The sequence below is a fragment of the Thermosinus carboxydivorans Nor1 genome (assembly GCF_000169155.1).
GTDB lineage: Bacteria > Bacillota > Negativicutes > Sporomusales > Thermosinaceae > Thermosinus > Thermosinus carboxydivorans.
In genome coordinates this window covers 25,329-51,916 of the sequence record NZ_AAWL01000011.1, presented here as the reverse complement: position 1 = coordinate 51,916, position 26,588 = coordinate 25,329, and the positions used below count along the sequence as shown (strand labels likewise).

At 53.7% G+C, this 26,588-nt stretch carries 23 protein-coding genes; 4 read left to right on the top strand and 19 right to left on the bottom strand.

All coding sequences use genetic code 11. The annotated features are described in order from the left end of the window. Positions 1-199 precede the first annotated feature (199 nt). The 8 genes from pruA to TCARDRAFT_RS08875 all read right to left on the bottom strand — a co-directional run bounded on the left by pruA (position 200) and on the right by TCARDRAFT_RS08875 (position 8,145). The gene (gene pruA / locus TCARDRAFT_RS08910; protein WP_007289668.1) at positions 200-1,747 is read right to left on the bottom strand and encodes an L-glutamate gamma-semialdehyde dehydrogenase; all 1,548 of its coding nucleotides are present in this window, start codon (positions 1,745-1,747) and stop codon (positions 200-202) included. Positions 1,748-1,788: 41 nt separating this feature from the next. Then, positions 1,789-2,940: an NAD(P)/FAD-dependent oxidoreductase gene (locus TCARDRAFT_RS08905; protein ID WP_007289667.1), complete on the bottom strand. Its 1,152-nt coding sequence runs from the start codon at positions 2,938-2,940 to the stop codon at positions 1,789-1,791. Further along, positions 2,924-3,208, bottom strand: a complete 285-nt coding sequence (locus TCARDRAFT_RS08900; protein WP_007289698.1) for a (2Fe-2S)-binding protein — start codon at positions 3,206-3,208, stop codon at positions 2,924-2,926. Before TCARDRAFT_RS08900 ends, TCARDRAFT_RS08905 begins: the two co-directional genes overlap by 17 nt. Positions 3,209-3,214: 6 nt before the next feature. Next, on the bottom strand, positions 3,215-3,625 hold the full coding sequence (locus tag TCARDRAFT_RS08895; protein WP_007289666.1) for a hypothetical protein: 411 nt from the start codon (positions 3,623-3,625) through the stop codon (positions 3,215-3,217). Position 3,626: 1 nt separating this feature from the next. Further along, positions 3,627-4,715 carry an NAD(P)/FAD-dependent oxidoreductase gene (locus TCARDRAFT_RS08890; RefSeq protein WP_007289665.1) on the bottom strand — a complete coding sequence of 363 codons (1,089 nt, stop codon included), beginning with the start codon at positions 4,713-4,715 and terminating at the stop codon, positions 3,627-3,629. After that, positions 4,712-5,017 (bottom strand): (2Fe-2S)-binding protein, encoded by a 306-nt coding sequence (locus TCARDRAFT_RS08885; RefSeq protein ID WP_040683247.1) that lies wholly within the window; start codon positions 5,015-5,017, stop codon positions 4,712-4,714. Before TCARDRAFT_RS08885 ends, TCARDRAFT_RS08890 begins: the two co-directional genes overlap by 4 nt. A gap of 149 nt (positions 5,018-5,166) precedes the next feature. Beyond that, a complete protein-coding gene (locus tag TCARDRAFT_RS08880; protein WP_007289664.1) occupies positions 5,167-6,894 on the bottom strand; it encodes a sigma-54 interaction domain-containing protein in 1,728 nt (575 codons plus the stop codon). Positions 6,895-6,972: 78 nt separating this feature from the next. Continuing rightward, complete coding sequence (locus tag TCARDRAFT_RS08875) at positions 6,973-8,145, bottom strand: ABC transporter substrate-binding protein (RefSeq protein ID WP_007289663.1); 1,173 nt, start codon at positions 8,143-8,145, stop codon at positions 6,973-6,975. Positions 8,146-8,452: 307 nt separating this feature from the next. On the opposite strand from TCARDRAFT_RS08875, the gene TCARDRAFT_RS08870 reads away from it, so the two are divergent. After that, a complete protein-coding gene (locus TCARDRAFT_RS08870; RefSeq protein WP_007289662.1) occupies positions 8,453-9,301 on the top strand; it encodes a DMT family transporter in 849 nt (282 codons plus the stop codon). 33 nt (positions 9,302-9,334) lie between these two features. Here TCARDRAFT_RS08870 and TCARDRAFT_RS08865 read toward each other — a convergent pair whose 3' ends face one another. The 11 genes from TCARDRAFT_RS08865 to TCARDRAFT_RS08815 all read right to left on the bottom strand — a co-directional run bounded on the left by TCARDRAFT_RS08865 (position 9,335) and on the right by TCARDRAFT_RS08815 (position 23,091). Then, complete coding sequence (locus TCARDRAFT_RS08865) at positions 9,335-10,618, bottom strand: adenylosuccinate synthase (protein WP_007289661.1); 1,284 nt, start codon at positions 10,616-10,618, stop codon at positions 9,335-9,337. 29 nt (positions 10,619-10,647) lie between these two features. After that, positions 10,648-11,940 carry an adenylosuccinate lyase gene (gene purB, locus TCARDRAFT_RS08860; RefSeq protein ID WP_007289660.1) on the bottom strand — a complete coding sequence of 431 codons (1,293 nt, stop codon included), beginning with the start codon at positions 11,938-11,940 and terminating at the stop codon, positions 10,648-10,650. A 33-nt stretch (positions 11,941-11,973) separates the two neighbouring features. Next, complete coding sequence (locus tag TCARDRAFT_RS08855) at positions 11,974-13,365, bottom strand: NAD(P)/FAD-dependent oxidoreductase (protein ID WP_007289659.1); 1,392 nt, start codon at positions 13,363-13,365, stop codon at positions 11,974-11,976. A gap of 266 nt (positions 13,366-13,631) precedes the next feature. Continuing rightward, the gene (locus tag TCARDRAFT_RS08850; RefSeq protein ID WP_007289658.1) at positions 13,632-14,210 is read right to left on the bottom strand and encodes a hypothetical protein; all 579 of its coding nucleotides are present in this window, start codon (positions 14,208-14,210) and stop codon (positions 13,632-13,634) included. A 254-nt stretch (positions 14,211-14,464) separates the two neighbouring features. After that, positions 14,465-15,799, bottom strand: a complete 1,335-nt coding sequence (gene dnaB, locus TCARDRAFT_RS08845) for a replicative DNA helicase (protein WP_007289657.1) — start codon at positions 15,797-15,799, stop codon at positions 14,465-14,467. A gap of 171 nt (positions 15,800-15,970) precedes the next feature. Beyond that, complete coding sequence (lonC, locus tag TCARDRAFT_RS08840; RefSeq protein WP_007289656.1) at positions 15,971-17,905, bottom strand: Lon family ATP-dependent protease; 1,935 nt, start codon at positions 17,903-17,905, stop codon at positions 15,971-15,973. Between the two features lie 35 nt (positions 17,906-17,940). After that, positions 17,941-18,387, bottom strand: coding sequence for a 50S ribosomal protein L9 (gene rplI / locus TCARDRAFT_RS08835; protein WP_007289655.1), 447 nt, complete (start codon positions 18,385-18,387; stop codon positions 17,941-17,943). Beyond that, positions 18,347-20,374, bottom strand: a complete 2,028-nt coding sequence (locus tag TCARDRAFT_RS08830) for a DHH family phosphoesterase (RefSeq protein ID WP_007289654.1) — start codon at positions 20,372-20,374, stop codon at positions 18,347-18,349. The genes rplI and TCARDRAFT_RS08830 overlap by 41 nt, the downstream gene beginning before the upstream one ends. Before the next feature lie 15 nt (positions 20,375-20,389). Next, positions 20,390-21,349, bottom strand: coding sequence for a YybS family protein (locus TCARDRAFT_RS08825; RefSeq protein WP_040683246.1), 960 nt, complete (start codon positions 21,347-21,349; stop codon positions 20,390-20,392). Between the two features lie 3 nt (positions 21,350-21,352). Continuing rightward, positions 21,353-21,661, bottom strand: coding sequence for a MazG-like family protein (locus TCARDRAFT_RS08820; protein WP_007289652.1), 309 nt, complete (start codon positions 21,659-21,661; stop codon positions 21,353-21,355). Between the two features lie 71 nt (positions 21,662-21,732). Then, positions 21,733-23,091 carry a DNA recombination protein RmuC gene (locus tag TCARDRAFT_RS08815; RefSeq protein WP_007289651.1) on the bottom strand — a complete coding sequence of 453 codons (1,359 nt, stop codon included), beginning with the start codon at positions 23,089-23,091 and terminating at the stop codon, positions 21,733-21,735. Between the two features lie 489 nt (positions 23,092-23,580). Here TCARDRAFT_RS08815 and TCARDRAFT_RS08810 point away from each other — a divergent pair, with 489 nt between their 5' ends. The 3 genes from TCARDRAFT_RS08810 (at position 23,581) to TCARDRAFT_RS08800 (ending at position 26,579) form a co-directional block, all read left to right on the top strand. Then, a complete protein-coding gene (locus tag TCARDRAFT_RS08810; RefSeq protein WP_007288521.1) occupies positions 23,581-24,813 on the top strand; it encodes an IS110 family RNA-guided transposase in 1,233 nt (410 codons plus the stop codon). A 252-nt stretch (positions 24,814-25,065) separates the two neighbouring features. Then, positions 25,066-26,034 (top strand): KpsF/GutQ family sugar-phosphate isomerase, encoded by a 969-nt coding sequence (locus TCARDRAFT_RS08805; protein ID WP_007289650.1) that lies wholly within the window; start codon positions 25,066-25,068, stop codon positions 26,032-26,034. Next, complete coding sequence (locus TCARDRAFT_RS08800) at positions 26,034-26,579, top strand: KdsC family phosphatase (RefSeq protein ID WP_007289649.1); 546 nt, start codon at positions 26,034-26,036, stop codon at positions 26,577-26,579. The genes TCARDRAFT_RS08805 and TCARDRAFT_RS08800 overlap by 1 nt, the downstream gene beginning before the upstream one ends. Positions 26,580-26,588 lie beyond the last annotated feature (9 nt).

Below are 26,588 nucleotides of genomic sequence, written 5' to 3'. Positions count from 1 at the left end.
AAGCCCCATTGCTTCTCAAAAAAAAAAAAATAAAGCCATGAGCGAATTTCGCTAATGGCAACTTTGCCAAACCCTATATTTGTTACTAAAGTAACATATCTAAATAATTTTCGTCAATACCAAAGTAAGTATTCGGAAAATAGAATTTTTTTCTTGAAAGTTTTCGCGTCGCTGAAAACGGCAATTTTTAAGTCACAGCTTATAACTTTTCCGCTACCGTCTTGGCCTGCATAAACAGCAGCAAATAATCAGCGCCGCCCGCCTTGGAGTCGGTACCCGACATATTGAACCCGCCAAATGGGTGGACACCGACCAACGCACCGGTACATTTCCGGTTAAAATATAAGTTGCCGACATTAAAATCCCGCCGTGCTTGTTCAAGATGAGCCCGGTTATGAGAATAAACTGCCCCGGTCAGACCGTATTCGGTATCGTTAGCAATAGCCAGCGCTTCGGTAAAAGTTTCAGCTTTAATTACCGCCAGCACCGGCCCGAAGATTTCTTCTTGCGCAATCCGGGCATACGGCGAAACCTCGGCAAACACGGTCGGCTTAATGAAATACCCCGCATCATCGCCTTTTTCGCCGCCGACAACCAGCCGCCCTTCCTGTTTGCCCAATTCGATATACCCCAATATTTTTTGGTACGCACTGCTGTCGATCACCGGCCCGACATCGGTTGTTGGATCATTGGCTGGACCAAGACACAGTTTTTGCGTTTTGGCAATAATTTTTTCCAGCACCACGTCATAGACATCTTTTACAATGATCGCCCGCGAACAGGCCGAACACTTTTGCCCCTGGAAACCAAAAGCGGAAGCGACAATGCCCGCGGCCGCCTGGTCAAGGTCGGCTTCGCTATCAACAATAATGGCATCTTTTCCTCCCATTTCCGCAATCACCCGCTTGAGCCATTTTTGTCCTGGCGCAATTTTGGCCGCGAGCTCGTTTATCCGCAGTCCGACCTCTTTCGAGCCAGTAAAATTAATGAACCGGACAGTTGGGTGGGCTACCAGGTAATCACCGATACTTGTGCCGCTACCGGGTAAATAGTTCACTACGCCGGGGGGCAGGCCTGCTTCCTGCAGCAGTCTGATAAAGTGAGCAGCAATTACCGGCGTATTACTGGCAGGCTTAACCACCACGGTATTGCCAGCGACAATGGCGGCAGTCGTCATGCCAGCCAGAATGGCTAAGGGGAAGTTCCAAGGCGAGATTATTACCCCTACCCCAAGCGGTATATAGAAGCATTCGTTCTGCTCACCCGGATAAGCGACTACCGGCATGCCTAGGGCATATTTGAGCGCCTGCCGGCCGTAATATTCCATAAAATCGATGGCCTCGGCGGTATCCGCATCAGCTTCAGCCCAGGTTTTGCCCGCCTCAGCCACCAGCCAGGCGGAAAATTCGAATTTGCGCCGCCGCAATAGTGCCGCGGCTTTAAATAAGTACCGGGCACGAACTTCAGGACTAATATGCCGCCAGGCCGCAAATGCCTGCATGGCCACCTGCACGGCTTTATCGGCGAGCACAACATCAGCTTTGGCGGTTGTTCCGATGACTTCCTCGCATAACGACGGATTTAGCGACACAATTCTTTCTTTAGTATCGATGAGTTCTCCGCCGATAAGCAGCGGATAATGCCCGCCCTTTTGGCTGTGAACCTGTTTTAGGGCTGCTTCCATCGCCGCCCGGTTGGCAGGCAAGGAAAAATCGGTTAACGGCTCGTTTTTGAATTCTGGCAACATGTTCTAACGCCTCCTTGATTTAAATTTTTAAACTTTATTCGCTATACTACTGCCGGCTCGACGAAGAAATTCCCTTCCGCAAACCGCCGGCCCCGAAACATGGCGATCGGCAGCGAAAGGGAACTGCCGGTAATCAGTTCGGCCATCAGCCGGCCGACCATAGGGGCAATCATGAAGCCATGCCCGCTGAAACCAGCAGCAACAAACAGCCCGGCCACTCTTTCATCTTCGTCTAGTATTGGCTGCCGGTCAGGCGTCATATCATATACCCCAGCCCATTGGCGAACAACCGTCAGCTTAGCCAACACCGGCATGAGGGCACTCACTTTCTGCGCGGCTTCCCTCAAAAACTGCCAGCTGGAACGGTGGTTAATCCCCTTCGGCTCATCAGGGTTGCCAATACCGATGAGAAAGCTGCCATGGGGCACTTGCTGGCAGTACAGGTTATGATAAAAGCTCATTACCATCGGCGTCTGCATTGCTTCTACCGGTTCTGTCACCAGTATTTCATGCCGCTCAGGATAAATGGGCAGCTCCGCCCCCCCTGCCAGCTTATTAATTTCGGCAGCGTAACCGCCAGCAGCATTGACGACGATTGGAGTATAGACAAGGCCCGCTTCCGTCTCGACGGCTTTCACGCGGTAATTTTCTACAACAATGCCGGTGACGCTGGTATGAGTATAAATGCTTACGCCAAGCTTCCGCGCGGCAGCAGCATACATATATGTTGCCGCGAAAGGATTGCAGTGGCCGTCTTGGGGGCAGAAAGTGGCGCCAAGCAGACCTTCGGTATTGAGATGGGGCACAATTGCTTTGGCTTCAGCCGGTGTCACCCAGCGGGCAGGTATCCCCAAGGAGTTCTGCAGCGCCAGATTTTTTTGAAACTGCTCGACCATTTTGGTTGTATACGCCAGCAGCAAATAACCTCCCTGTTTAAACTCGATATCGCCTGATATCTCCAACAACTCTGGCAGCTGCTTATACATGCGGATACTTTCCCGCGCGAGAAGGCAGTTAGCCCTTGTCCCCCACTGCATGCGGACCCCAGCACCACAGCGGCCGGTAGCGCCACTGGCCAAATAGTTCTTTTCAAACAAACAGATTTTCTTTAGCCCCAGCCGCGCCAAGTTGTAGGCGATAGAACACCCAACAATCCCACCGCCGATTATGACGGCTTCAGCCCATTTGGTCATGTTCCTCACCTCTGGTTAGTAGTTCTAGTTTGAGCGGAACGGTTGGCGGCCGGAAAGTAGGCAAAGCAATATCGGCCAGCGGTTTTCCGGTCAGCCGGGATATTTCCTGGGCAATAAGCGGCAGGCACGTCCGCCCTTGACACGGCCCCATGCCGCAGCGGCAGGCGCGCTTTATTTCTTCCAACGATGTCAACCCTGCGGCGACCAATTGGCGGATTTGCGCTAAAGTTATATCTTCACAGCGGCAAACAATTATATCGTCAGCCATTACCAGTTACCTCCTCAGCCTTATATTGCGGACTGCGTCGGCAAGCGGCGGCGGTACAGCCAGCCATACGATCATGGTCTTATTCTGATACTCCTGGACTTTTATGACTTCAGCTTCCCCTACCGGCCGCCCCGCACGGTCAAGCGCCGCCACTATTTCGCCCGGCCGCGGCAAAGGCCAGAACTCATAAGGAATTTTCACTAAAGCCTTGTTCGGCGCGAAACTGGTGTCGACGACAAAAATGGCCAACCCCGGGCAATGAGCAATACAATGGCCGCAGCCATTGCAGCAGTCGACGTCAAGTTCAGGGCAATTGTTAATATTGCCGTCGATACGAATAGCGCCGCGCGGACAAGCATCGACACACGGATTGCAAGGAATAGGCTGGTTGCATTCAATTACTGCTCTAGCGGCCAAATCAGCTCACCTCCGCTAATTGCCTTTTCTTTATTCCTGCTCTGATTTTGGCACTGACGGGTCCCGCCCGCAGCATCGCCAGCCTGGCTTTGGCCTCAGCCAGTTCGTCAACCAGCCATTGCGGCTGATAGCCAAGCGCGCAAGCCGCAGCCATCCCGGCAATTTTGCCGGCCACCATCGCGGTAGATGCTTCTTCGACCCCAGCGGCATCACCGGCTACATAAATATCCGGCTCTGATGTACGGAAGTTCTCATCGCAAAGCGGCACATTCCCCCCCAGCTCCGGGATATATTTCATCCGGCAGCCGGCCTGCCACAATAATTCGGTCAGCGGGCTGAGCCCTACCGCTATGCATATTCCGTCCACCGCCACCTCTTTTTCCGTACCGGGTAGCGGCTGACGCCTTTCATCCAGCTGCCAGATGACCGCTCCCGCTACGGCGTCGCTGCCATAGGCATATTTTATGGTATGCGATGTATAAAAGGGAACACCGCAGCGCTGCACTTTAGCCGCATGCACCTGATAGCACCCTGGCGCCGGCGCCGCCTCGACGATTGCGGCTACCTCGGCATTGGCTTGCAGCAGCTGGTACGCCAATATCACCCCGATATTGCCTGCCCCGACAATTAAAAACTGGCGGCCGGGAAGAACTCCATAAAGATTGAGCAGGGTCTGGACGGCGCCAGCTCCATAGATTCCCGGCAGGTCGTTGTTGGGAAAGAGCAGAAATTTCTCGGCCGCACCAGTCGCAATAATCAGCTTGCCGGGTTTTATCACCCGCAGCCGCTGGTTATGCGCCACGGCCAGCGTTTGGTCGGGATAATAGCCAGCCGCAACCGCGTTGGTCCAGATAGTTATTCTCTTAAATGCCGCTGCTTCTGCGGCAAGAATACCAGCTATCTCCGTTCCCCGCCAACCGGCATATTCGGACTTTGCGCCAAAAAATTTATGCGTCTGTTTAACCAGCTGACCACCCACAAAGGGTGACCGTTCAAGCACCAGCACCTCCGCGCCGGCCTTGGCCGCGCTGATCGCAGCCATCAACCCGGCCGGACCAGCGCCGACGACGACAACTTCCCGCTTTATCACACCAATCGCCCCTTCCCTTCCTGCGTCATTACTACCATTCCGGCTCGCAGCGGCTCGACGCAGACCCGGACGTTAGGAACACCGTCAACCGTCATCAGGCAGGAAGAACAGTTGCCGATGGCGCAAAACAAGCCGCGCGGCCGCCCGGACCGTGGACTGTGCCGCAAAATACGAATACCGGCAGCATACAAGGCGGCGGCAATCGGCTCGCCTTCTAATCCTTGCAGCCGCTGACCGTTAAATGTAAACTCTACCGTACGTCGCTGGGGATAACTAATAATGGGATGGCTCGTCAGGCGCATTGACATCACCTCCGCTTAGGATTAATTGCCTAGCCTATTTATTTTGAATTGCAAAATTCATGCCAACTCTTTCACTCGCGCCTGCCCGGTATTTGACGTTACTGACGGCATAAAATCAAAGAAAATACGTCAGAAAACCGACGTTTCTGTCAGGTTTCTGACGTATTCAGACCTAGCCGCTGCATTTTGTAATAGAGCGTACTCCGTGGGATCCCCAGCTTTTTCGCTGCTTGCGCCTTGCGAAAGCCAGCGGCCGCCAGCGCCTGCATGATAATTGTCCGTTCCATGCGCTCAGTAGCTGCCGGCAAATTCTGCGCCGCTGTCAGATTTATTTTTTTCGGCAAAAGTAAGCCAAATTGCTGTAAATCAGCCGGCAGATCGGCAAACTTCAACACCCCGCCATCCGCTAATATCACCAGTCGCTCTAATACGTTGTATAATTCGCGGACATTGCCCGGCCAGTCATATTCTAGAAATACCGCCATAACTTCCGGCTCTACTTTGACAATCTCCCGGCCATGCAGGGAAGCAAACTGTTGAATGCCGCGATGCACCAATTCAGGAATATCATCGCGGCGTTGGCGCAGCGGCGGCAAATACAGCGAAACTACATTAAGCCGGTAATATAAATCATGCCGAAATTCCTGCTGCTCAATCATTGCTTCAAGGTTGCGGTGGGTAGCCGCAATAATCCGCACATCCACCTGCACCGGCCGGTCGCCGCCAACGCGATAAAAGCTTTTGTCCTGCAAGACTCTAAGCAGCTTTACCTGCATCTCTTTCGGCAGTTCGCCAATTTCATCCAAAAACAGCGTGCCGCCATGCGCCAACTCAAATAGGCCCGGCTTGCCCTTTTTATCCGCGCCGGTAAAAGCCCCCGGCTGATAGCCGAAAAACTCGCTTTCAAACAACGTTGGCGGTATGGCGCCGCAATTTACCACCACAAACGGGCCGCGCCGGCGGCTAGCCGTATGAATCGCCCTGGCAAAAACTTCTTTGCCAGTGCCGCTTTCCCCTCGGATTAGCACCGGGACACTGGAGATGGCTATTTTACGCGCCGTCGCTATTTCCTGACGCAATACGGTATTGTGCCCGCAAATAGCGGCAAACGGATCAGGCTGAGCATTAATCTCTTTTATTTCTCGCTTAAGCGACATTACTTTCGCATTTGTAGCACAAAGTTGCTGTGTTAAATTAACTATCTCGGTTATATCGCGTTCAGCGGCAATGCTGCCAATTATGCTGCCGTCACAACAAATTGGCGCAGCGTTGATGAGGACATGCGCACCAGGTTTCGGCTGGTGATATTTATCGCTGATCGCTTGCGACGAGGCTAAAACAGCGGTGATGATCAGGTTGGAAAAAAACTCTTCAATGGGATGGCCTAAAATCATCTCCGGCGCAATGCCGTAAAGCTGTTCGGCGCGTTTATTCCACAGACTCACTTTGCCGGAAGTATCGACAACAGTCAATGCTTCGCCGACAATATCGGCTACCGCTGTCAACACGGCTTGCTGGCGGCGGAATTGTTCCCACAGACCGCAAATTAGGATCTGCGGCGTATATATTCCCACTGGAACGTTATTTTGAGCTAATATCAACACCGGCGCCGCGGCTAGCGTCCCGACGGCCTCTGCCAGCTCCTGCGCCAAAAAGTCGATGCTGCGGGCCACTAGCGGCGCCCAGGACAGCTCAGCGCCGTCGGCGGCCTCGCCGATTTTGCCGGCCAAATAGCACCATTTCCCATCAACATTAGTAACAAGAGCGGCATAGCCGCCTACCGCGATTAGCCGCCGCGCTTCCTCCGGCGCAATATCCCGCGACACGACCATCGCCCTGCCCATGGCAATATCGCCCACTACGCTTTTTACCGCCATTTGGCGTCACTCCCGCTAATTGCAATTTATTTGACAAACAGGCATTAAAGACCGCCGGATAGGCGGTCTTTAATGCCATCAAGGATTGACAGTAGCGCGATATACTTGTTTGCCGTCTTTAAATTCGATGATTACGGCGCTCTTCACGGCATCATGCGTGGCGTTAAGCGTCAGCTTGCCGGTAACCCCGTCAAAGTCCTTCGTTGCAGCAAGCGCTTCCCGGATTTTAGCCGGATCGGTACTACCGGCCCGTTTTATTGCATCAGCAAGCACATAGGCCGCATCATAACCCAATACGGCCATAGCATCCGGTAGTTGGCCGTATTCTTTCTGGTATGCTTCCACAAAGGCCTTCGATTTGGGGCTGGTATCTTCAACGGAATAATGATTAGTAAAATATGTGCCGTTTAAATTAGCCGCGCCGGCAATTTCGGGCAGTTTGGGCGAATCCCAACCGTCGCCGCCGACAAACGGAACGGTAATGCCCAACTCGCGCCCTTGTTTGATGATTTTACCTACTTCTTCGTAATATCCCGGCACATAGATCATTTCCGGGCCGGCGACTTTAATCTTGGTCAGCACGGTCTTAAAGTCCTGATCTTTCTGTAAATACGCCTCTTCGGCTACGATTACGCCGCCACCTTTAACAAAGGCATCCTTAAAAAATTTGGCAAGCCCCTTGCTATAGTCGCTGCTGTTGTCAATAAGAATGGCTACCTTCTTTACTTTAAGGGTGTTTAAAGCAAAGTTGGCGCCGACTGTCCCCTGGAACGGGTCGATAAAACAGACGCGAAAAGTATAATCTTTCACCTTGCCGGTATTTTCGTCCACCGTAACTTTGGGGTTGGTGGTAGCTGCCGCCACAAAGGGAATTTTATACGACTCAGCGACATTAGAGGCGGCAATGCCGTTGGAACTGGTAGTAAAACCAGTCACGGCCACGACTTTATCCTGAGTTATAACTTTGGTCATGGCGTTTGCCGACTCTGACGGCTCGCTTTTGTTGTCAGCTATTACTAGCTGCACTTGTTTACCTAATATTCCGCCTTTGGCATTAATTTCCTTAAAGGCCAGCTTGGCGCCATTAGCAGCGGCCGTGCCAAAAGAAGCGGTATTGCCAGTTAGCTCATAAACCACTCCGATTTTTATTTCCTTAGCAGTGTTGGCCCCATCGCAGCCACCGGCCAGCACGGCCACCAAGGCTACTACCGCCAAGACGCCGAGAATGCGCGCGAACTTGAACTTACCCATAGCCACCCGTCCTTTCTTAATTTTTCATCATTTTATCGGTTATTAGCGGCGACAATTTTTCTGGTTTCCACCTCCTAAAAACAAAAAAAGCTTTTTAAGAATGGGCTCGCGGCTAAGCCATTCTTAAAAAGCCACCCTGCTTGGGGGATATGTGATTATATTTTGATTAATAATTATACTAGTTTTTCCTGTTTTGGCAAGGTATTTTAAAATTTACGCAATATTAGAACAAAAGGGTTATTCCTTTTTCTCCCAAATATTTAATACATTTATATCTAAAAAATTGACTGTAAAGGTTGTGAAAATCATGATCAATACCCGAAATTCGCTGTTTTTTCTCGCCCTTGCCGCGGTATTGTGGAGCAGCGGAGGAGTATTGGTAAAATCGGTCGCCTGGCCCCCGCTGGCTATTGCCGGTCTGCGCAGCCTTATTGCCGCCATTGTCATCTGGTTAGCATTTCGCCGAGAAGCCTTCATCTTTTCCAAACAACAGCTGGCCGGTGCCGCTTTCTATTGCGGCATGGTCAGCAGCTTCGTAGCGGCTACCAAGCTGACAACCGCCGCCAACGCCATCCTGCTGCAGTACACCGCCCCCTTATATGTAGCCCTGCTGAGCGGCTGGCTGCTCCACGAAAAAGTTACCCGCCGGGACCTCTTGACTATTGTTTTGGTTTTGGGCGGAATGGCTTTTTTCTTTCTTGATAAAGTATCGGCCGGCGGCCTGTTGGGCAATATATTGGGCGTAGTCAGCGGCATAAGTTTTGCGTTGTTCGTTATTTTTACGCGGATGCAAAAGGACCGCCCCCCTTTCGGGTCGGTCCTGCTGGGGAACATTCTGACTTTTTTGCTAAGCCTGCCTGCGCTCCCTGGCATCACCGTAACAGTCTTTAATCTTTCGATAATATTGGCGCTCGGCGTCTTCCAGCTTGGCCTAGCGTATGTCATCTACACCCATGCCATCCGCCATGTGCGCGCCCTGGAAGCCACCCTTGTCACATCGATTGAACCGATTTTAAATCCCATCTGGGTGTTTCTTTTTCTTGGCGAAATACCAGGACGCTACTCGTTAATCGGCGGCGCTATCGTACTATTCGCTGTGATTGGCGGCTACTTTTTTGACGCCTGTAAAAGCAAAATAGATACCCCTGCTGGGTGAGCACCGCCCAAGCAGCAGGGGTTGACCAATGACTTAAAACATATCATGCAAAATAATCGTCTGATCGCGGCGCGGGCCTACGGAAACGATCCCAATTTCAATGCCGACGACTTCGCTCAGCCGCTCGATATAGCGGCGGCAGTTGACCGGCAGGTCGTCATAGGCGCGGATAGCGCTGATCGACTCTTCCCAGCCCGGCATTTCCTCGTAGATGGGTTCAACCTGGGCCAGCACTTTGAGGCTGGCGGGAAACTCTTTTAGCACTTCGCCTTTATATTTATAGCCGACGCACAGCTTAAGGGTTTTGATGCCGTCCAGGATGTCAAGACGGGTAATGGCCATATAATCAATGCCGCTTAGGATGCCCGCGTAACGCACGATGGCCGCGTCCAGCCAGCCGCAGCGGCGAGGCCGACCGGTGGTGGTGCCGTATTCGCGGCCGCGTTCGCGGATGAGATCGCCGATTTCGTCTTTGAGCTCGGTCGGGAACGGCCCTTCACCCACCCGGGTGCTATAGGCCTTGACGACGCCGATAACTTTGCTGATCTTTTTCGGGCCAATGCCGGCGCCAATGCAGGCGCCGCCGGCAATGGGATGGGAAGAAGTAACATAGGGATAGGTGCCGTGATCAAGGTCGAGCAGGGTTGCCTGCGCGCCTTCAAACAGCACTTTCTTCCCGGCGCTTATTGCGTCATTGAGGACGACGGCCGTATCAGTGACATAAGGCCGGAGAATTTCGGCATAGCCGAGATATTCTTCCTTTACTTGCTGGTAGTCAAAGCCCTCCACGCCATAGACGGCGCGAAGAAGGTGATTCTTGGCCTCGAGGTTGCGTTCCAGCTTTTCGCTGAATTCCTTTTCATCCAGGAGGTCGACCATGCGGATGCCGCTGCGGGCGTTTTTGTCCATATAGCAGGGGCCGATGCCGCGCTTCGTGGTGCCGATTTTGTGCTCACCGCGATATTCTTCTTCCACTTCGTCCAGCAGCCGGTGATAGGGCATAATGACATGGGCGCGGTTGGACACCCTGAGCCCAGAAGTATCGATACCCTTCTCCTGCATGCCGCGAAGTTCCTTAATCATCACGGCTGGGTCGATGACGACCCCGTTGCCGACGACGCAAAGTTTGCCGGGATAGAGAATGCCGGAAGGCAGCAAATGGAGCTTAAATTCGTTGCCGCCTACCATGACGGTGTGGCCGGCGTTGTTGCCGCCCTGGTAGCGGACAACCACATCGGCTTTTTCGGCCAGAAAATCTACGATTTTGCCTTTCCCCTCGTCACCCCACTGGGTGCCGATAACGACGACTGCTGACACATGTCTCATTCCCTTCAAAAGCATATTCGTTACAGCCCAAACCGGGCCATGATGGTATCCACATGCCGGAGGTGATAGCGGTAATCAAAGCAGTCGGCAATTTCCTCCGCCGTGAGATATTTCTTAATATCCGGGTCGTTGATAATATTGGTTTTGAAGTCTTGGCCCTCTAGCCAGCGGGCCATGGCATTGCGCTGCACCCAGCGGTAGGCCTCTTCCCGGGCAACACCCTTGTTGACAAGGGCAAGCAATACGCGCTGACTGAAAATCAGCCCGCCCGTCTTGTTCATATTGGCCAGCATCGCCTCGGGATAGACTAAGAGTTTATCAACGATGTCGGCGAAAATGCGCAGCATGTAGTCCACTAAAATGGTGCTGTCCGGCAGGATTACGCGCTCTACCGAAGAATGGCTGATATCGCGCTCATGCCACAGGGCGACGTTTTCCAGCGCCGCCATGGCGTTGCTGCGCACCAGCCGCGCCAGACCGCTCACCCGCTCGCAGGTGATGGGGTTGCGTTTGTGCGGCATGGCCGACGAGCCTTTTTGGCCGGGGTGGAAGTATTCCTCCACCTCGCGGATATCGGTACGCTGGAGGTTGCGGATTTCGGTAGCAAATTTATCCAGTGAGCTGGCGACCACCGCCAGGGTGGTTAAAAATTCGGCGTGGCGGTCGCGCTGAATAACCTGGGTTGCCAGTTTGGCCGGCGTTAGACCCATTTTTTCGCACACATAAGCCTCGACGCGGGGGTCGATATTGGCATAGGTGCCGACGGCGCCCGACAGTTTACCGACAGCAACGGCGGACCGAGCCCGTTTCACCCGCTCAATATTGCGCTCCGTCTCATCCAGCCAAAGGGCAAACTTAAGGCCTAATGTAACCGGCTCGGCATGGATGCCATGAGTCCGGCCGATCATGACGGTGTACTTATGCTCGGCGGCGCGGCGGCGCAGTACTTCCCGCAACTGTTCCAGGTCGGCGATGATGATGTCCGCCGCTTGCTTCATCATGTAACCCAGAGCGGTATCCTTGACATCGCTGGAGGTTAAGCCCATGTGAATATATTTGGCCTCATCGCCGACATTTTCGGCCACCGCCTGCAGAAAAGCGAGAATGTCATGGCGCGTTTCTTTCTCGATTTCGCGGATGCGCTCGACGGAAAACTTGGCCCGCTCGCGGATGACCGGTACGACCTCGGCCGGAATCTGGCCCAGCTCGGCCATGGCTTCACACGCGTAAATTTCAATGTCTAACATCGTCTGGAACTCGTTTTCGTCGGTCCAGATGCGTCCCATTTCGGGGAAAGTGTAACGCTTAATCATCAAACCCACTCCTTGTTCATTAGTTGCCGTAGGTTAACCTTGCTTTTTGCCTTCGCGGGCCATAATCTCTCGGGCGACAACTACACCCGCCGCCGACGCCTGAGCCAGGCCGCGCGTCACGCCGGCGCCGTCGCCGATAGCAAAAAAGTTGGGGATTTGGCTTTCCAGGACACTATTTAGTTCCAAGCGGGAAGAATAGAATTTCACTTCCACCCCGTATAGCAAGGTGTGGCGGGAATTGACGCCAGGCGCCACCTTATCGAGCGCCTCAAGCATCTCGGTGATTGCTACCAGGTGACGGTACGGCAGCACCAGGCTGAGGTCGCCAGGCGTAGCATCCTTGAGAGTAGGCTCTACCAGGCCGCGGTTAATCCGCTCAGGGGTGGAGCGGCGGCCGTCGAGGAGGTCGCCCAGACGTTGCACAATGACCCCGCCCCCCAGCATGTTTGCCAGGCGGGCAATGGACTTGCCGTAGGCAATTGGCTCCTTAAACGGTTCGGTAAAGCTCTTGGACACCAGCAAGGCAAAGTTGGTGTTATTGGTTTTCTTGGTGGCGTAGCTGTGGCCATTAACGGTAATCAGGCCGGCGTTATTTTCGGTCACAACCTCGCCGTAGGGGTTCATGCAGAAGGTGCGCACGCGGTCGTCAAAGGACTTGGTATAATACACCAGTTTGGACTCGTAGACGATGTCGGTGATGTGTTCCATCACGACCGCCGGCAGTTCGACGCGCACCCCGATGTCGACCGGATTGGTGACCAGCGACAGGCCCAGTTTTTGCGCCTGGCCGACAAACCACTCGGCGCCTTCGCGTCCTGGTGCGGCCACCAGGTATTTGCTCTTAATAATTTCGCCGCCGGCCAATTCCACACCAACATACTTGCCGCTTTCTACTATGATGGACTCCACCGCCGTGCTGGTGCGGATTTCGCATTTATCGCTCAGGTATTCGCGCATACGGCTGAGGATTTCAAAGTTGTTGTCAGTGCCAAGATGCCGAATGCGGGCCGGCACGAAACTAAGGTCGGCCGCCGCCGCCACGCGCTGGATGCGGCGAATTTCTTCCTTGTTCTCATCGCCGTAGACTTTTTGCGGCCCGCCGAATTTTACATATATTTGGTCCACATAGTGGATTAGCTCGGAAACTTTGCTTTTTTCTATATAGGCATCAAGCATGCCGCCGAATTCGGTCGTCAGGGTCAGCTTGCCATCGCTGAACGCGCCGGCGCCGCCCCAGCCGCAGAGAATATCGCAGGGCTTGCAGTTCACGCAGGTTTTATACATCAAATTTTTGGGGCACCGACGTGAGCTAATGTCACGTCCTTTTTCGATAATCAGCACGTCCAGTCCTGAACCAGCCAGCTCAAGTCCGGTGAAAATCCCGGCTGGACCAGCGCCAATAACGATAACGTCATATTGTTTCATGGTTATCACTCCCCTGGTTAATTATTCTACCCTGACCCACAAAAATAACTCAAACAGCAGCCAGTGGGCTTCTATTTGAGTCGGGGAGATACTGCACAGTTTTTCCCTTGATAATAATAGCATCTACCGGCAGGGGTGTCAATAAAAATTTCGAATGATTATCTTGATTGTCCTAATAATGTTCGGATACTCTCGATAGAGTACGCTTTTTGTGGCGGCAAAAGTTCTGGCAGCAAAAAAAGAGGCCCTTCCGCCTCTCTCCACTGCTATTTCATTATTGGAAATTGCAGCCCTCCAGCCACCGTGTCCTTGTCGCCATATACCCACCAGGACACGTTTTTAAAGAACGGACCATTAAGCTGGGCAGCCGGACCGTTGGAAGACCAGCCGATGCCAAGGTTGAACGACGGCTTCGGGGCCATAATGCTCAGCCTCATTTCCGTTTGCTCAGTAATTACCAACTTCCCTTTTTCGAACTTGGCGTCTTCCTTGACCTCCGCCGGCACTTCAAATTCTTTGCCGTTTACCTTCACATAGATTTTGCCCTGCCGGCGTTCAAACTGCACGTCGGTCTTTTCCTGCTCCCCGGTCTTGGGGTCAACCTCCTTCGGGACATAGACAATTTCTTTGGTGTGCTTATCCTCGCCTTTGATATACACTACCTGCGGCTCGCCTGGCTTGGCTTGCTCCCCCGACGTGTTGATTACGATGTTGGGCTGAGGCATCACCGTCGCCGGCGGCGGCTGCTTATACTGCTTATATTCGTAGTAAACAACGCCAAGGACAATAACCACCACCAGCAAACTGAGGAAATACTTCCACTCCTGTGAGATAAACCGGATCATTCCCCGACACCTCCCGCCTGGATACATTCCGGCTGTGCCCGGAATTAAACCTGGGATGCACTTGTGCCAACTGATGCCTTGCCTGAAATATATGTGCGGACCAAAACGGCTATGCCTTATATGGGCAAAACAGGCGGCTAGAAAAAACTGAAAAATAAAAGACAGCCCTAATATCGAGCTGCCGCAAAACCAGCGGAGTACAAAATTTCGCTGGGGGAGCAATTGACAATTCATGGATAAAACTGGTGCGCACCTTATTCCGTCCTTGTCGTAAGGTCGATGAACTTGGTAAACTGCTTGTGGAAAAAGAGCTGCACCGTGTCGACCGGGCCATTGCGGTGCTTGGCCACAATGACCTCGGTGATGTTCTTTTTGTCGGTGTCAGGGTTATAGTAATCCTCCCGGTAGAGAAAAGCGACGATATCGGCGTCCTGCTCGAGCGACCCGGATTCGCGCAGGTCGCTCAGCATGGGTTTCTTGGACTGGCGGGCTTCGACGCCGCGGCTGAGCTGGGACAGGGCGATGACCGGCACGTTGAGTTCCCGGGCCAGCGCCTTGAGCGAGCGGGATATTTCCGAAATTTCCTGCTGACGGTTTTCGCTGCGGTTGGGACCTGAACTGCCCTGCATGAGCTGCAGGTAATCGATAATAATCAGTTTCAAATCATGCTCAATTTTAAGCCGCCGCGCTTTGGTGCGCATCTCCAGTACCGTAATGCCCGGCGTATCGTCGATAAAAATCGGCGCCGCCGCCAGCTTGTCGGCCGCCAGCACCAGCTTTTTCCAGTCGTGGTCTTCCAGTTCGCCGGTGCGCAGCCGCTGGGCGTCGATAGCGGCCTCGGCGCACAGCATCCGCTGGACAAGCTGCTCCTTGGACATCTCCAGCGAAAAAAAGGCAACCGTCTTTTTCTCGCGGATGGCCACATGCTGGGCAATGTTCAGGGTAAACGCCGTCTTGCCCATACTGGGACGGGCGGCAATGAGAATAAGGTCAGACGGCTGGAGGCCCGAAGTCAGACGGTCAAGGTCCTTAAACCCGGTAGGGATGCCGGTAATGCCGCCGCGGGTCGCATAGAGTTCTTCGATTTTGGCAAAGGCGTCGAAAATAATAGCCTTAATCGGGGTAAAATCGCGGCCCACCTTGCGGTTGGACACTTCCAAAATCATCTTTTCCGCCTGGTCAAGAATGACGGCGACTTCCTCATTGGCCTCATAGCCCATGCCGGCAATTTGGGTCGCCGTATTGATCAGCTGGCGGAGGAGCGCCTTTTCTTCGACAATTTTGGCATGATAAACAACGTTAGCCGCCGTCGGCACGCTGTTGGCCAGGGACGTTATGTAGGAAATGCCGCCGGCCGCTTCGAGTTTTTCTTCCTTGCGCAGCACCTCGGTGACAGTGACGATGTCCACCGCCTCGTTGCGGTTGAAAAGGTTCAAAATCGCCTGATAAATGAGCCGGTGAGCCTCCCGGTAAAAGTCCTCGGGACGCAGAAACTCGGCCACCTTGGAAATGGCCTCACGTTCGATAAGCATCGCGCCGAGAACGGCCTGTTCGGCTTCCACGTTCTGGGGCGGTATACGGTCTAACATTTTAATCCTCTCCCATAAAGGCTCTATAAGTAGGTATGAGGTATGAGGTATGAAGTATGAGGTATGAGGTGAGGGGTGTGGGTAAGGGGTAGAAACAACGGTATAATAGTTTAACGATAAGCCTCGCAGATAGCGAGGCTTATCGTTCTCAGATATTTATCAAGTAGTTTCTTACGCTATGGCCTGGTCAGCTTTGGCCAGGAGGATCTCCAGGGCGGCTTGGGCCGTTTCCACCGGGCGGATATCAAGACCCAGGTGGCCCCGCGGGATGTCATGCTCATTTTCCTTAGGGATAATCAGAATAGTCGCGCCGGCTTGCTTGGCGCCATAGGCCTTTTCGAAGACGCCACCGACCGCTTTGACTTTGCCCTGAATGGAGATCTCGCCGGTCACGGCCACATCCTGCCTGATCGGCCGCCCGGTAATGGCCGAAATGATGGCAGCAGTGATGGCCAGGCCGGCTGATGGGCCATCAATGCGGCCACCGCCGACAATATTCACATGAAGGTCATAGTTGGCCATGTCTTGCCCGGTAAGTTTGCGGACCACGGCCGCCGCATTAAAGACCGAATCTTTCGCCATACTGCCTGCCGTATCGTTAAACCGAATACTGCCTTTGCCCTTATCCGCGGCGGGAAAAGCAACCGCCTCAATCTCTAGGACCGAGCCAAGATAACCGGCCACGCCCAGGCCCAAGACCTTGCCCACCTCGGTCGTAGCCGAGGCCTTGCGACTAACATAGGGCGTCAGGCGGCTGCTCTGTACTACCTGATAAACATCGGCTGTCGTGATGACGACTTTGCCGGTGTCGCCGCCCGCACGGTGTAGCGCGCGGCCGTAAGCATCGGCCAAAATATTGATCGCTTTACGTCCCTCAATGGTATACTCGCTGATAATGCGCGGGATGTCGCCGTCCATGTCCGCCTTCAGCCGCCGGGCGGCGTTATAAACAATTTCTTCAATGTGTTTCGGGGTAAGCGGTTCGAAAAAGATTTCGGCGCAACGCGACCGGATGGCCGGATTAATATCGCCGGGATCGCGGGTAGTAGCGCCGATGAGAATAAAATCAGCCGGCGCACCATCGGCGAACAACTTTTTCACATACTTCGGGACATGCGGGTCGGACGGGTCGTAGTAGGCCGAATCAAAGAAAACCCGTTTGTCTTCCAGCACTTTGAGCAGTTTATTCTGCAGCATGGGATCCATTTCGCCGATTTCATCAATAAAGAGAATACCGCCATGGGCATCGGTCACCAAACCGGGCTTGGGCTCAGGGATACCCGTTTCAGCCAAGTCCTTGCGCGCCCCCTGGTAAATCGGGTCATGGACCGAACCTAGCAGTGGATTGGTCATATCGCGCGGGTCCCAGCGCAGGGTAGTGCCGTCCACCTCGATGAACGGCGCATCGGCCGCAAAGGGGGTAAACTTGAGTTTTTTCGCTTCTTCCAGCACTAGGCGAGCGGCCGTCGTTTTGCCGACGCCCGGCGGGCCGTAGATAATGAGGTGCTGCGGATAAGGCGAGGCCAGTTTGGCCCGCAATGCTTCAATGGCCCGCTCCTGCCCGACAATTTCCGCCAAGCTGGCCGGTCTCACTAGCTCCATGACCGACTTGGTCAAACCTTTTTGCTCCAGTTTTTCCAGCAGGGCGTATTTTTTCAGCGTCTGGGGGTTTTCCACGTTAGGCTCTTCTTCTTTCAGCACCTGGGCCTTGATCTCGCGGATATATTCTTGATGACGCTGGTCCATCTTTTCGGCAATCTTTTTTTCGATCTTCTCTTCGACTGTCCGGCGGGCCATCATATCGGCCAATTCATCCTCTATTTCCTCAAGGATGGCCGGAATCTCCTCATAAGTGGGCAGTCTGTCCACGGTGGGATCCTCGTAGACCAGCTTCTGCAGGGCTAAAACCCGCTCAGACAAGCTATCGGAACGCATCAGCTCCAATGCATCCACTTTACCGGCTTTGAGCACCACCTTTTCCGCCCCTACCAGCCCGGAATAGAGACCATACAGGGCGGAAACCTGGCGCCGGAGAGCGTCATCAGCCCCTTTGGCCGGCCGTGCCGCCTGAGGCGGGCGGACAAATCTGTTGAAAAATCCTTTCATGACCTTCCCTTTCTAATACCGTAGTAGAGAAAGCGTTACTGGGCGGTAACCTGCACCTGAATCTGACAGCTCACTTCGGGATGAACCCTGATCGTGACCGGATATGTTCCCAAGGCTTTAATCGCTTCCTTAAGCTCAATCTTGCGTTTATCGATTTCCAGGCCATGCTGGGCGGCAAGCGCATCGGCAATGTCTTTGCCAGTTACCGAACCGAAAAGCTTGCCGCCTTCGCCGGTTTTCACCGCAACTTTAACGCTCAATTTGGCCAGCTGGCTGGCCAGCAGCCTGGCCTCATCAAGCTGGCGCTGCTGGCGGCGAGCTTCTGCTTCTTTCTGCTGCTTAAAGGCGTTGACATTGGCGTCCGTGGCCGCAACGGCCAGTTTGTGGGGCAGCAGATAATTGCGGGCATAGCCCTCGGAAACCTCTATGATATCGCCTTTTTTACCGAGTTTTTTTACTTCCTGCACTAAGATAACCTTCATGGGACTCACTCTCCTCTAAATAATGGGAAACTATCTCGCAAAGGCGTTGTTTTACCTCTTCGATGGTTTGGTCTTTAATCTGGGCGGCGGCTGCGGTCTGATGTCCACCGCCGCCCAGTTTTTCCATGATAACCTGGACATTAATGTCGCCCTGGGACCGGGCGCTTATCCCGACGCCGCCCTCTTCGAGGCGGAATAAGATGAAGCATACCCGTACTCCCTCAATATTGAGCAGCATATCGGCCGCCTGCGCCGCCGACACCTGGGCCGCTTTGCCCTGGGCCGGACAGGTGGCAATAACAACGCCGCCAGGCAGGATTTCCGTACTGTTAATGATGCTGGCCCGCAACTTAAGACTGGCTAAGTCGACACAGAACAGATGCCGCACCAGGGCGGGATCGGCTCCGGCCCGGCGCAGATAAGCCGCCGCCTCAAAGGTGCGGACGCCGGTCTGGACGACAAAGTTCTTGGTATCCACGATGATCCCGGCGTAGAGCGCCGACGCCTCCAGGCGCGTTAAATCCAGTTTGTCATCATAATACTGCAGCAGCTCGGTAACCAGCTCGCTGGTCGAGGAAGCCGACGGTTCCAGGTAAACCAGCAAGGGACTTTCGATAAACGTTTCGGCCCGGCGGTGGTGGTCAATCACAACGATGCGGTCGATCTTTTCTAACAGGCCCGGCGCCGCCGTCAGTTCCGGCCGGTGGGTATCAACAACAAATAGTACCGTCCGCGCGGCTAAAAGTTCGGCCGCCACGTCAGCCGTGATAATAAGCGCCTCATACTCTTTGTAGTCCGGCAGCAGTTCCTGCAGCTTGGCTACCGCCGAGCCTGGCTCGCTGACCACAATATGGACTTCTTTGCCGGCGTGACGGGCCATTTTGGCCACGCCCATGGCCGCCCCCAGGCTGTCAAAATCTTCCCCGGCATGGCCCATTACCAATACAAGCTCGGCATCGCCCATGATATCCCGAATAGCTTGGGCTACGACCCGTGCCTTAACCCGGGTGTTCTTTTCCACCGCCTTGGCCTTGCCGCCGTAAAATTGCACCTTACCTTCAACGTAAACGGCAGCCTGGTCGCCGCCGCGACCAAGAGCGAGATCTAGTCCGGCCTGCGCCCGTTGACCTAGCGCGGCTACCGATGGCTCATCGGCCGCCACGCCCATGCTCAGGGTAACAGGCAGGCGGCTCGGGCTGCGGATCGCCCGAATCTTATCCAGGATATCGAACTTGTCGGCGAGCAGTTGATCAAGGGCCCGCCGGTTAAATACAGCGATATAAGTATCTTCGCTAAATTTTTTAATAAAGCCGTCAAGACTGGCGGCCCAATCGGCAAGGTGGCTACCTACTTCGCCGAGAATGGCTGTACGCTGGCTTTCCGTCAGCCCTTTAAGAACATCGTCATAGTTATCAATCTGAATTAACGCCAATACCGGCATGGCACCTAACGAGCGCTGGCGAACCAGTTCGGTGCCGGTTACGTCGGTGATGTAGAGCAGCATGAGGTCTTGGCGCAGCATGCCGCCATCCTGCCCGGCCGGGCTGATTGGTTTATGAATAATATGGTAGTACCGGTCACCGGCCTTAAGCGGCAATACCCCTGCCTTTCCCCAAATCTCGGCAAGGTTCAGGGCCGGCCACACCGCGGTGAGCGATTGGCCAGGCTCGACGCCGAGCCAGTCGGCCAATACGCTGTTACGCCAATGCAGGATGCCGTCGGCATCGACCATGGCGATGGCTAGCGGCAGATTTTGCAGGGCATAGTATGATGCTTCGTCAATATTGCCGCTCAAAGTCGCCAGGTATTCGGCCAGTGCCCGCTGCCGCGCCAGGTGCCGCTCCCGGCCGTAAAGATACAGCGCATAGAGCAGCACTGCCCCAATAATTGCGATATAGTGATTATAGAAGGAAATCACGGCCAGCAGAATGGCCGCGACTGCCAAATAGATGCGGGTATCAAACCAAAATGACGGTCCTTGGGGCATATAACAGCCTCCCGATTACACCGAATGCGGCGACCGTAGCCGCCGGTAGTCAAGGGCCATATCAAAAGCGCCCGCGAAAATGACTACCTGCATGAGAAAGCCATTGCTGAATATCAAGAACAGTATAATACCACGGACAAATCTTGACAAATTGTATTTATCGGCAAGGAAGTAAAATACCGCCATACCTTGCACGAGCAGCGCCACCGTGCTAAGCATTTGGAGGTTTACACCGGCATTGTAGAGCAGTTTAATGTCCCGGGACTGTCCCCAATAGAGGGCCAGGATGGCGATGATGAACACATACAAGAAAACGCGCGGCAGCGTCCATTCCTTAAACGGCGGAAAGGGAGCGATGCGGTGGCCGAGCCGACCCAGCACCGCCTTGGCCACAACAAAATTAAGATAGGTATCCACTACCGCTGCCAGCACGAAACCGGCGGGCAAAATGACTTTGAAGAGGTCGAGCATGGTCCGCATCATTTCGCCCATGCGGGCCAAGTCTTCCTCTTTCATGCCAAGCCGGCGGTAAAAATCGATGGCCTGTTCGGCGGCCTGGGCCATAACATCGCCCTGGATGTTAAGCGGATTTATACTGAGAAAGACGGCGCCGATCGCCAGCACGGCCGCCTTGGAAACAAGCGAGGCAACCGCCCCCCACCCGATGGCCCTGGCCGGCGAAAAGCCGGCGCGAAAAGCATGGCCCAGCACGATGCCGATGAGACCGAAGCCAACGACAACCGAGACGGCGTGGAGAGGATGCATAAGGATGGCAATGATGATGCCGGCCACAACTGTCGCCATAATGCTCCATTTATAGCCATGCCGTACTCCCAGAAGGATGATGGGCACCGGCCAGATAAGGTTGACAAACGGGCCAATTACGGGAATATACGCGCTGATAAAGGCGAACATGATGGCTACGGCGGCCAGCACGCCGCCCTCTACCATCGGTCGGATACCACTATTACGCATGACTCACCTCTTATTTTTCAAATGACGCTGAAAATCGCTGTAGTCGCCAAACCACTTTTCCACTTCCGGGTCTTGCTTTATAGTTTGGCCCAAACGGGTCAAAATCACTTCGTCCAGGGCGGCGAAATCGATGCCTAGCCGCCGGCCCAGCACATAACAGGCAATAACGATTGATGCCAGCGCCTCGCGGATGGCTTGCTCGCTTGTTTGAGCAAAGGCCTGGAATAACTTTCCCACCTGGCTGACCAGCTCGGCCTTCAGCCCTTCGATGAGACGCAAGCGGCGCAGAATATCTGGCTCATGGGATAGCACCGGACGACCCCTCCTTGCAACAGTGGATATTATTCGCCGCACCAGTGCCTTTCTTCCTGCCGGCTTTACCTTCATTCTTCTTCCGCCGCGGCGCTGTCAAGGAGGCGGATGGCTTCTTCGGCGGGGAGTTCTTCCACCTTTTTCAGTTTCCGCTCAATCGTCCGCGACTTGCGGGCCGCCGTTTCAATTGAGTTGGACGCCTCCTGCAGTTTACGGCTGGTTTTATCCAGGAGATCGCCAAACTTGCCGAATTCGGTCTTAACGGCGCCGAGCAGCTGCCATACTTCGGCGCTGCGTTTTTCGATAGCCAACGTCCGAAAGCCCATCTGCAGGCTGCTGAGCAGGGCAGCAAGCGTCGTCGGCCCGGTAACAATGACCCGGTATTCCCGGATCAGGCTATCGCACAGACCAGGGCGGCGCAGCACTTCGGCGTAGAGGCCCTCGATGGGCAGAAACAGAATGGCAAACTCGGTCGTATGGGGGACGCTGATATACTTGGCGGCAATATCGCGCGCCTCGGCCCGTATGCGGTTCTCCAGGGCTCTCGCCGCCTCCTCCGCCAACTTGGCATCGGCTTTTTCCTGGGCATCGAGCAGGCGCTGGTAATCTTCCTGGGGAAATTTGGCGTCAATGGGCAGCCAGACCGGGGCTGCTTCCCCGTCGCGCCCCGGCAGTTTGACGGCAAACTCCACCCGTTCTGCCGATCCTGGCTTGGTGGCCACGTTTTGGGCATACTGGTCAGGGGCAAGGATTTGTTCGAGCAGACCGGCAAGGTGGTATTCGCCCCAAATACCGCGGGCTTTAACATTGGTCAGTACCCGCTTGAGGTCGCCCACACCGGCGGCGAGGGCCTGCATCTCACCCAGCCCCTTGTGAACCTGTTCCAGGCGTTCGCTGACCAGGCGAAAACTCTCACCCAGGCGCTTTTCCAGCGTGGCATGCAGCTTTTCGTCAACCGTGCGGCGCATTTCCTCAAGTCGGCGGCCATTGTCATCGCGCAGCTCTTTAAGCTGGCCGTCCACCACCGCGCGCAGCTTGTCCAGGCGCTGCTCATTGCTCTCCCGCATGGCCTGGATTTCCTCCCGCAGCCGGTCGGCCTTCTGGTCGCTCACCCGGGTGAAATTCTGCAAGATATTGGCAAAAGCCTCCAGTTGGGCCATCTGGGCGCCGGTGTTTTCGTGGAGGCGGCGCAAGACGGCCTCTTGAAATCGTCCGACTGATCCGGCCAGTTCTTCCCGCAGCATGCGGGCATTATCGGCCGCTTCACTCCGGCTTTGCGCCGCTTCGGCGCGCAAGGTGCGCTCCAGTCGGTCGAAAGTTTTTTCCCAAGCGGCCAACTCGGCGGTCCGGCCGCTACGAAGGAGCAGCAGGATGAGGAGGGCTAAAGCGGCGACATTAAAGATAAGACTAATTATCGTTAATTCAGACATTGCGCACCTCCGGCAAATAGGCATGTTTCTGTTATTTCCCGTAAATCAAGAAAATCCCTGCTAGCCGTAGTTAAGATGATCATGCCGATAAATCAACACCGCAAAGTATGAAAACTGATGTTCAACCACGGAGGACACAGAGGCGCGATATTCATCGCGCTAAAGTTTAAAAAATATCCCCTCCGCGTCCTCCGCGGTTCCCTATACTTCTCATAATGAAGCCATCAATTTTCATGGTAGACCCCCCATGTCGTTAGCACGACACCAACAAAGAATGAAAACCAGGTGCATATGTAGAATAATTTTTTTGCGGCTGGCGAAGAGAGGTCGATAGCTTGCTAGTGCTTCGAGCCTGAAGGGTAGACTGAACCCCAGTTACCTGGTGCACCACAAATTGTTGCTCCTACATTTAGGAAGCACGCGGAGTAGATTACTCGTACAAGGGTTACTGCACCAGTCGCAAAATAAGGCCGCAGAGGGGATCTTCTCATGAAACAAGTAATCCGCATTGTCCATGAACGCTGTTGTGGTATGGATGTTCACAAGAAGATTATCGTTGCCTGCGTTATCACACCTGACAACAAAGAAATTCGAACATTTGGCACTATGACGGACGACTTGCATGAATTAGTAAGCTGGCTTCAAAGTCACGGCTGTAGTCATGTAGCTATGGAAAGCACGGGAGTTTACTGGAAACCAATTTACAATCTTTTAGAACATACGGGAATTGAGATTTTGGTAGTCAATGCACAACACATAAAAGCAGTTCCGGGACGCAAGACAGATGTTAAAGATGCAGAGTGGATAGCTGAGTTACTACGGCATGGGTTACTGCAGGGCAGTTATATTCCAAGTCGTGAGCAGAGGGAATTACGGGAATTAGTAAGATATCGTCGGAGCCTCATAGAAGAACGCTCGAGAGAAGTAAATCGGCTACAAAAAGTTTTAGAAGGGGCAAATATTAAGTTGGCTTCTGTAGTAACCGACATTACTGGTGTTTCCGCCCGCTCTATGATAGAAGCTATGATAAAAGGAACCGATGATACCAAGCAGTTAGCGCAAATGGCAAAAGGAGCTTTGCGTAATAAACTTGCCGATTTAGAAAAGGCGTTAAAGGGCTCTCTTGGTTACCATCAAAAAATGATGCTATCCATGCAACTAAAACATATTGAAACGCTAGATGAAAGTATTAAAGAATTGGATAAAGAAATAGCAGACCGTATGCGCCCTTTTGAAGAAGCCTTGGAGCTATTAGACACCATACCCGGTGTTAATCGGCGCAATGCAGAAGAAATCATTGCTGAGATTGGAGTAGATATGAGTCGCTTCCCATCCGCGGAGCATCTTTCATCTTGGTCAGGAATGGCTCCAGGGCATAACGAAAGCGCTGATAAGCGAAAATCAGGAAAAACCCGTAAAGGAAACCAACATCTGCGAACAACACTTGTACAATCAGCTCGCTCTGCCGCCCGCCAAAAAGATACTTATCTTGCGTCTCAATACCGTAGAATCTGTTCCCGTCGTGGTTCTAACCGTGCTGCAGTAGCTGTAGGACATAGCATTTTAATAATTGCCTATCATATTCTCAAGAAAAAACAGCCGTACATTGAATTAGGTGCCAACTACTTTGAACAGCGAAGTAAAGATGCTGCAATAAAAAGAGCACTTCAACTTTTACAAAACGCAGGAATTGAAATAAACCTTGAAAATATAGTTGCTTAAGATCAGTTTAAAAGTAAATCCTTCTTTACAAATGCCTACTATAAAAAACCTATAGAGTAGGCCTTGGGATCTCTTTGTCTCTATTCGAAGTAGTTGACATAAATTTTTGAAGTGAGTTTTCGGAGTAGTACGCAAAGTACGCAAAGTTTAAAAAGCGCGACGAATGTCGCGCAAGCGTAACCCTTCGCGTCCTTCGCGCACTTAGCGGTTAAAAAACTTCTCGGTTTAGAAAATTATGGAAGGTGAACGGCCATGATTATCGACCAAGCCCGCCAGGTGCTAGAAGCCGAGGCGGAGGCTATCAGATCCCTCATCCCGCGCATTAACGGCGAGTTTACACAGGCCGTAAACATGATTTTGGCCTGCAAGGGGCGGGTCATCGTGACTGGCATGGGAAAATCAGGCCTAATTGGCAAAAAAATTGCCGCCACGCTGGCCAGTACCGGCACGCCGGCCTTTTTCCTTCACCCGGCGGAAGGCGTCCACGGCGACCTGGGAATGGTGACAAGCGAAGACATTGTGCTGGCCATCTCCAACAGCGGCGAAACCAACGAGATTATCAGCATTCTGCCATCCATCAAGCGGATTGGCGCCCGCATCATCGCCATGACCGGCCGTCCGGCCTCAACGCTGGGAAAAAACAGCGACCTTGTCCTTGACGTGGCAGTAGAAAAGGAGGCTTGCCCGCTAGGGCTGGCGCCGACGGCCAGCACCACCGCGACCTTGGCCATGGGCGATGCGCTGGCGGTAGCGCTTTTATCGGAGCGTAAGTTCACGCCCGAAGACTTTGCCCTCTTCCACCCGGGCGGGTCGCTGGGCCGCAAACTGCTATTGACTGTGGAAAACGTCATGCACAGTGGCGACGACAATCCGGTAGTGACGCCGGACAAAACGGTCAAAGAGGCGCTTTTTGTCATCACCGCCAAGGGGCTAGGCGCTACCTCGGTCGTCGATGCGGACGGCCGCTTGCTCGGCATCATTACCGACGGCGATATCCGGCGCGGTCTGGAAAAAGGCCACGATTTTCTCGACAAGCCGGTGACGGCCCTGATGACGCGCACCCCCCGCACCATCACCAAAGACAAACTGGCTGCCCAAGCACTTAATATGATGGAGAAGAACAAGCCCCGCCCCATCACCGTCCTGCCGGTGGTCGACGAACAATACCGGGCAATTGGCATGATTCACCTTACTGACTTGTTGCGCCAAGGAGTGGTATAATGGATAGGGAGAAGCGCGCGCAAAAAGTCAAACTCCTGATCTTTGATGTTGACGGCGTGCTGACTAACGGCCAGATTATCTTCGGCCCTGACGGCGAAGCGATGAAAGTCTTTCACTCCCAGGACGGCCTCGGCATCGCGGTAGCCCATAAGGTCGGCCTCAAGACGGCGATTATCACCGGCCGGGAGACGGAAATGGTGCGCCGGCGGGGCGCCGAGCTCAATATCACTGACGTCTACCAGGGAGCGATGGACAAAGTGGCCGCCTTAAACGAATTGTTAGCCAAACATGGTCTGGCGGCTGACGAAGCAGGTTATGTCGGCGACGATCTCAATGACCTGCCAGTCATGCTCCGGGTGGGCTTCGCCTGTGCCGTCTCCAACGCCGTAGCCGAAGTAAAGGCCGCCGCCCATTTTGTCGCTACCAGGGAAGGCGGGCGCGGTGCCGCGCGGGAGATCATCGAATTTATCCTCAAGGCCCAGGGTAAGTGGGAGCAGATTGTCGAAATTTATCGCCAGCCGGGCCATATCGAAACCAAACAGTAAGAAGGAGGA

What these genes read in the sequence shown, in the direction of transcription:
- pruA (WP_007289668.1), bottom strand. Translation starts at nt 1,747, where the DNA reads ATGTTGCCAGAATTCAAAAACGAGCCGTTAACCGATTTTTCCTTGCCT.
- TCARDRAFT_RS08905 (WP_007289667.1), bottom strand. Translation starts at nt 2,940, where the DNA reads ATGACCAAATGGGCTGAAGCCGTCATAATCGGCGGTGGGATTGTTGGG.
- TCARDRAFT_RS08900 (WP_007289698.1), bottom strand. Translation starts at nt 3,208, where the DNA reads ATGGCTGACGATATAATTGTTTGCCGCTGTGAAGATATAACTTTAGCG.
- TCARDRAFT_RS08885 (WP_040683247.1), bottom strand. Translation starts at nt 5,017, where the DNA reads ATGCGCCTGACGAGCCATCCCATTATTAGTTATCCCCAGCGACGTACG.
- TCARDRAFT_RS08880 (WP_007289664.1), bottom strand. Translation starts at nt 6,894, where the DNA reads ATGGCGGTAAAAAGCGTAGTGGGCGATATTGCCATGGGCAGGGCGATG.
- TCARDRAFT_RS08875 (WP_007289663.1), bottom strand. Translation starts at nt 8,145, where the DNA reads ATGGGTAAGTTCAAGTTCGCGCGCATTCTCGGCGTCTTGGCGGTAGTA.
- TCARDRAFT_RS08870 (WP_007289662.1), top strand. Translation starts at nt 8,453, where the DNA reads ATGATCAATACCCGAAATTCGCTGTTTTTTCTCGCCCTTGCCGCGGTA.
- purB (WP_007289660.1), bottom strand. Translation starts at nt 11,940, where the DNA reads ATGATTAAGCGTTACACTTTCCCCGAAATGGGACGCATCTGGACCGAC.
- TCARDRAFT_RS08855 (WP_007289659.1), bottom strand. Translation starts at nt 13,365, where the DNA reads ATGAAACAATATGACGTTATCGTTATTGGCGCTGGTCCAGCCGGGATT.
- TCARDRAFT_RS08850 (WP_007289658.1), bottom strand. Translation starts at nt 14,210, where the DNA reads ATGATCCGGTTTATCTCACAGGAGTGGAAGTATTTCCTCAGTTTGCTG.
- dnaB (WP_007289657.1), bottom strand. Translation starts at nt 15,799, where the DNA reads ATGTTAGACCGTATACCGCCCCAGAACGTGGAAGCCGAACAGGCCGTT.
- lonC (WP_007289656.1), bottom strand. Translation starts at nt 17,905, where the DNA reads ATGAAAGGATTTTTCAACAGATTTGTCCGCCCGCCTCAGGCGGCACGG.
- rplI (WP_007289655.1), bottom strand. Translation starts at nt 18,387, where the DNA reads ATGAAGGTTATCTTAGTGCAGGAAGTAAAAAAACTCGGTAAAAAAGGC.
- TCARDRAFT_RS08830 (WP_007289654.1), bottom strand. Translation starts at nt 20,374, where the DNA reads ATGCCCCAAGGACCGTCATTTTGGTTTGATACCCGCATCTATTTGGCA.
- TCARDRAFT_RS08825 (WP_040683246.1), bottom strand. Translation starts at nt 21,349, where the DNA reads ATGCGTAATAGTGGTATCCGACCGATGGTAGAGGGCGGCGTGCTGGCC.
- TCARDRAFT_RS08815 (WP_007289651.1), bottom strand. Translation starts at nt 23,091, where the DNA reads ATGTCTGAATTAACGATAATTAGTCTTATCTTTAATGTCGCCGCTTTA.
- TCARDRAFT_RS08810 (WP_007288521.1), top strand. Translation starts at nt 23,581, where the DNA reads ATGAAACAAGTAATCCGCATTGTCCATGAACGCTGTTGTGGTATGGAT.
- TCARDRAFT_RS08805 (WP_007289650.1), top strand. Translation starts at nt 25,066, where the DNA reads ATGATTATCGACCAAGCCCGCCAGGTGCTAGAAGCCGAGGCGGAGGCT.
- TCARDRAFT_RS08800 (WP_007289649.1), top strand. Translation starts at nt 26,034, where the DNA reads ATGGATAGGGAGAAGCGCGCGCAAAAAGTCAAACTCCTGATCTTTGAT.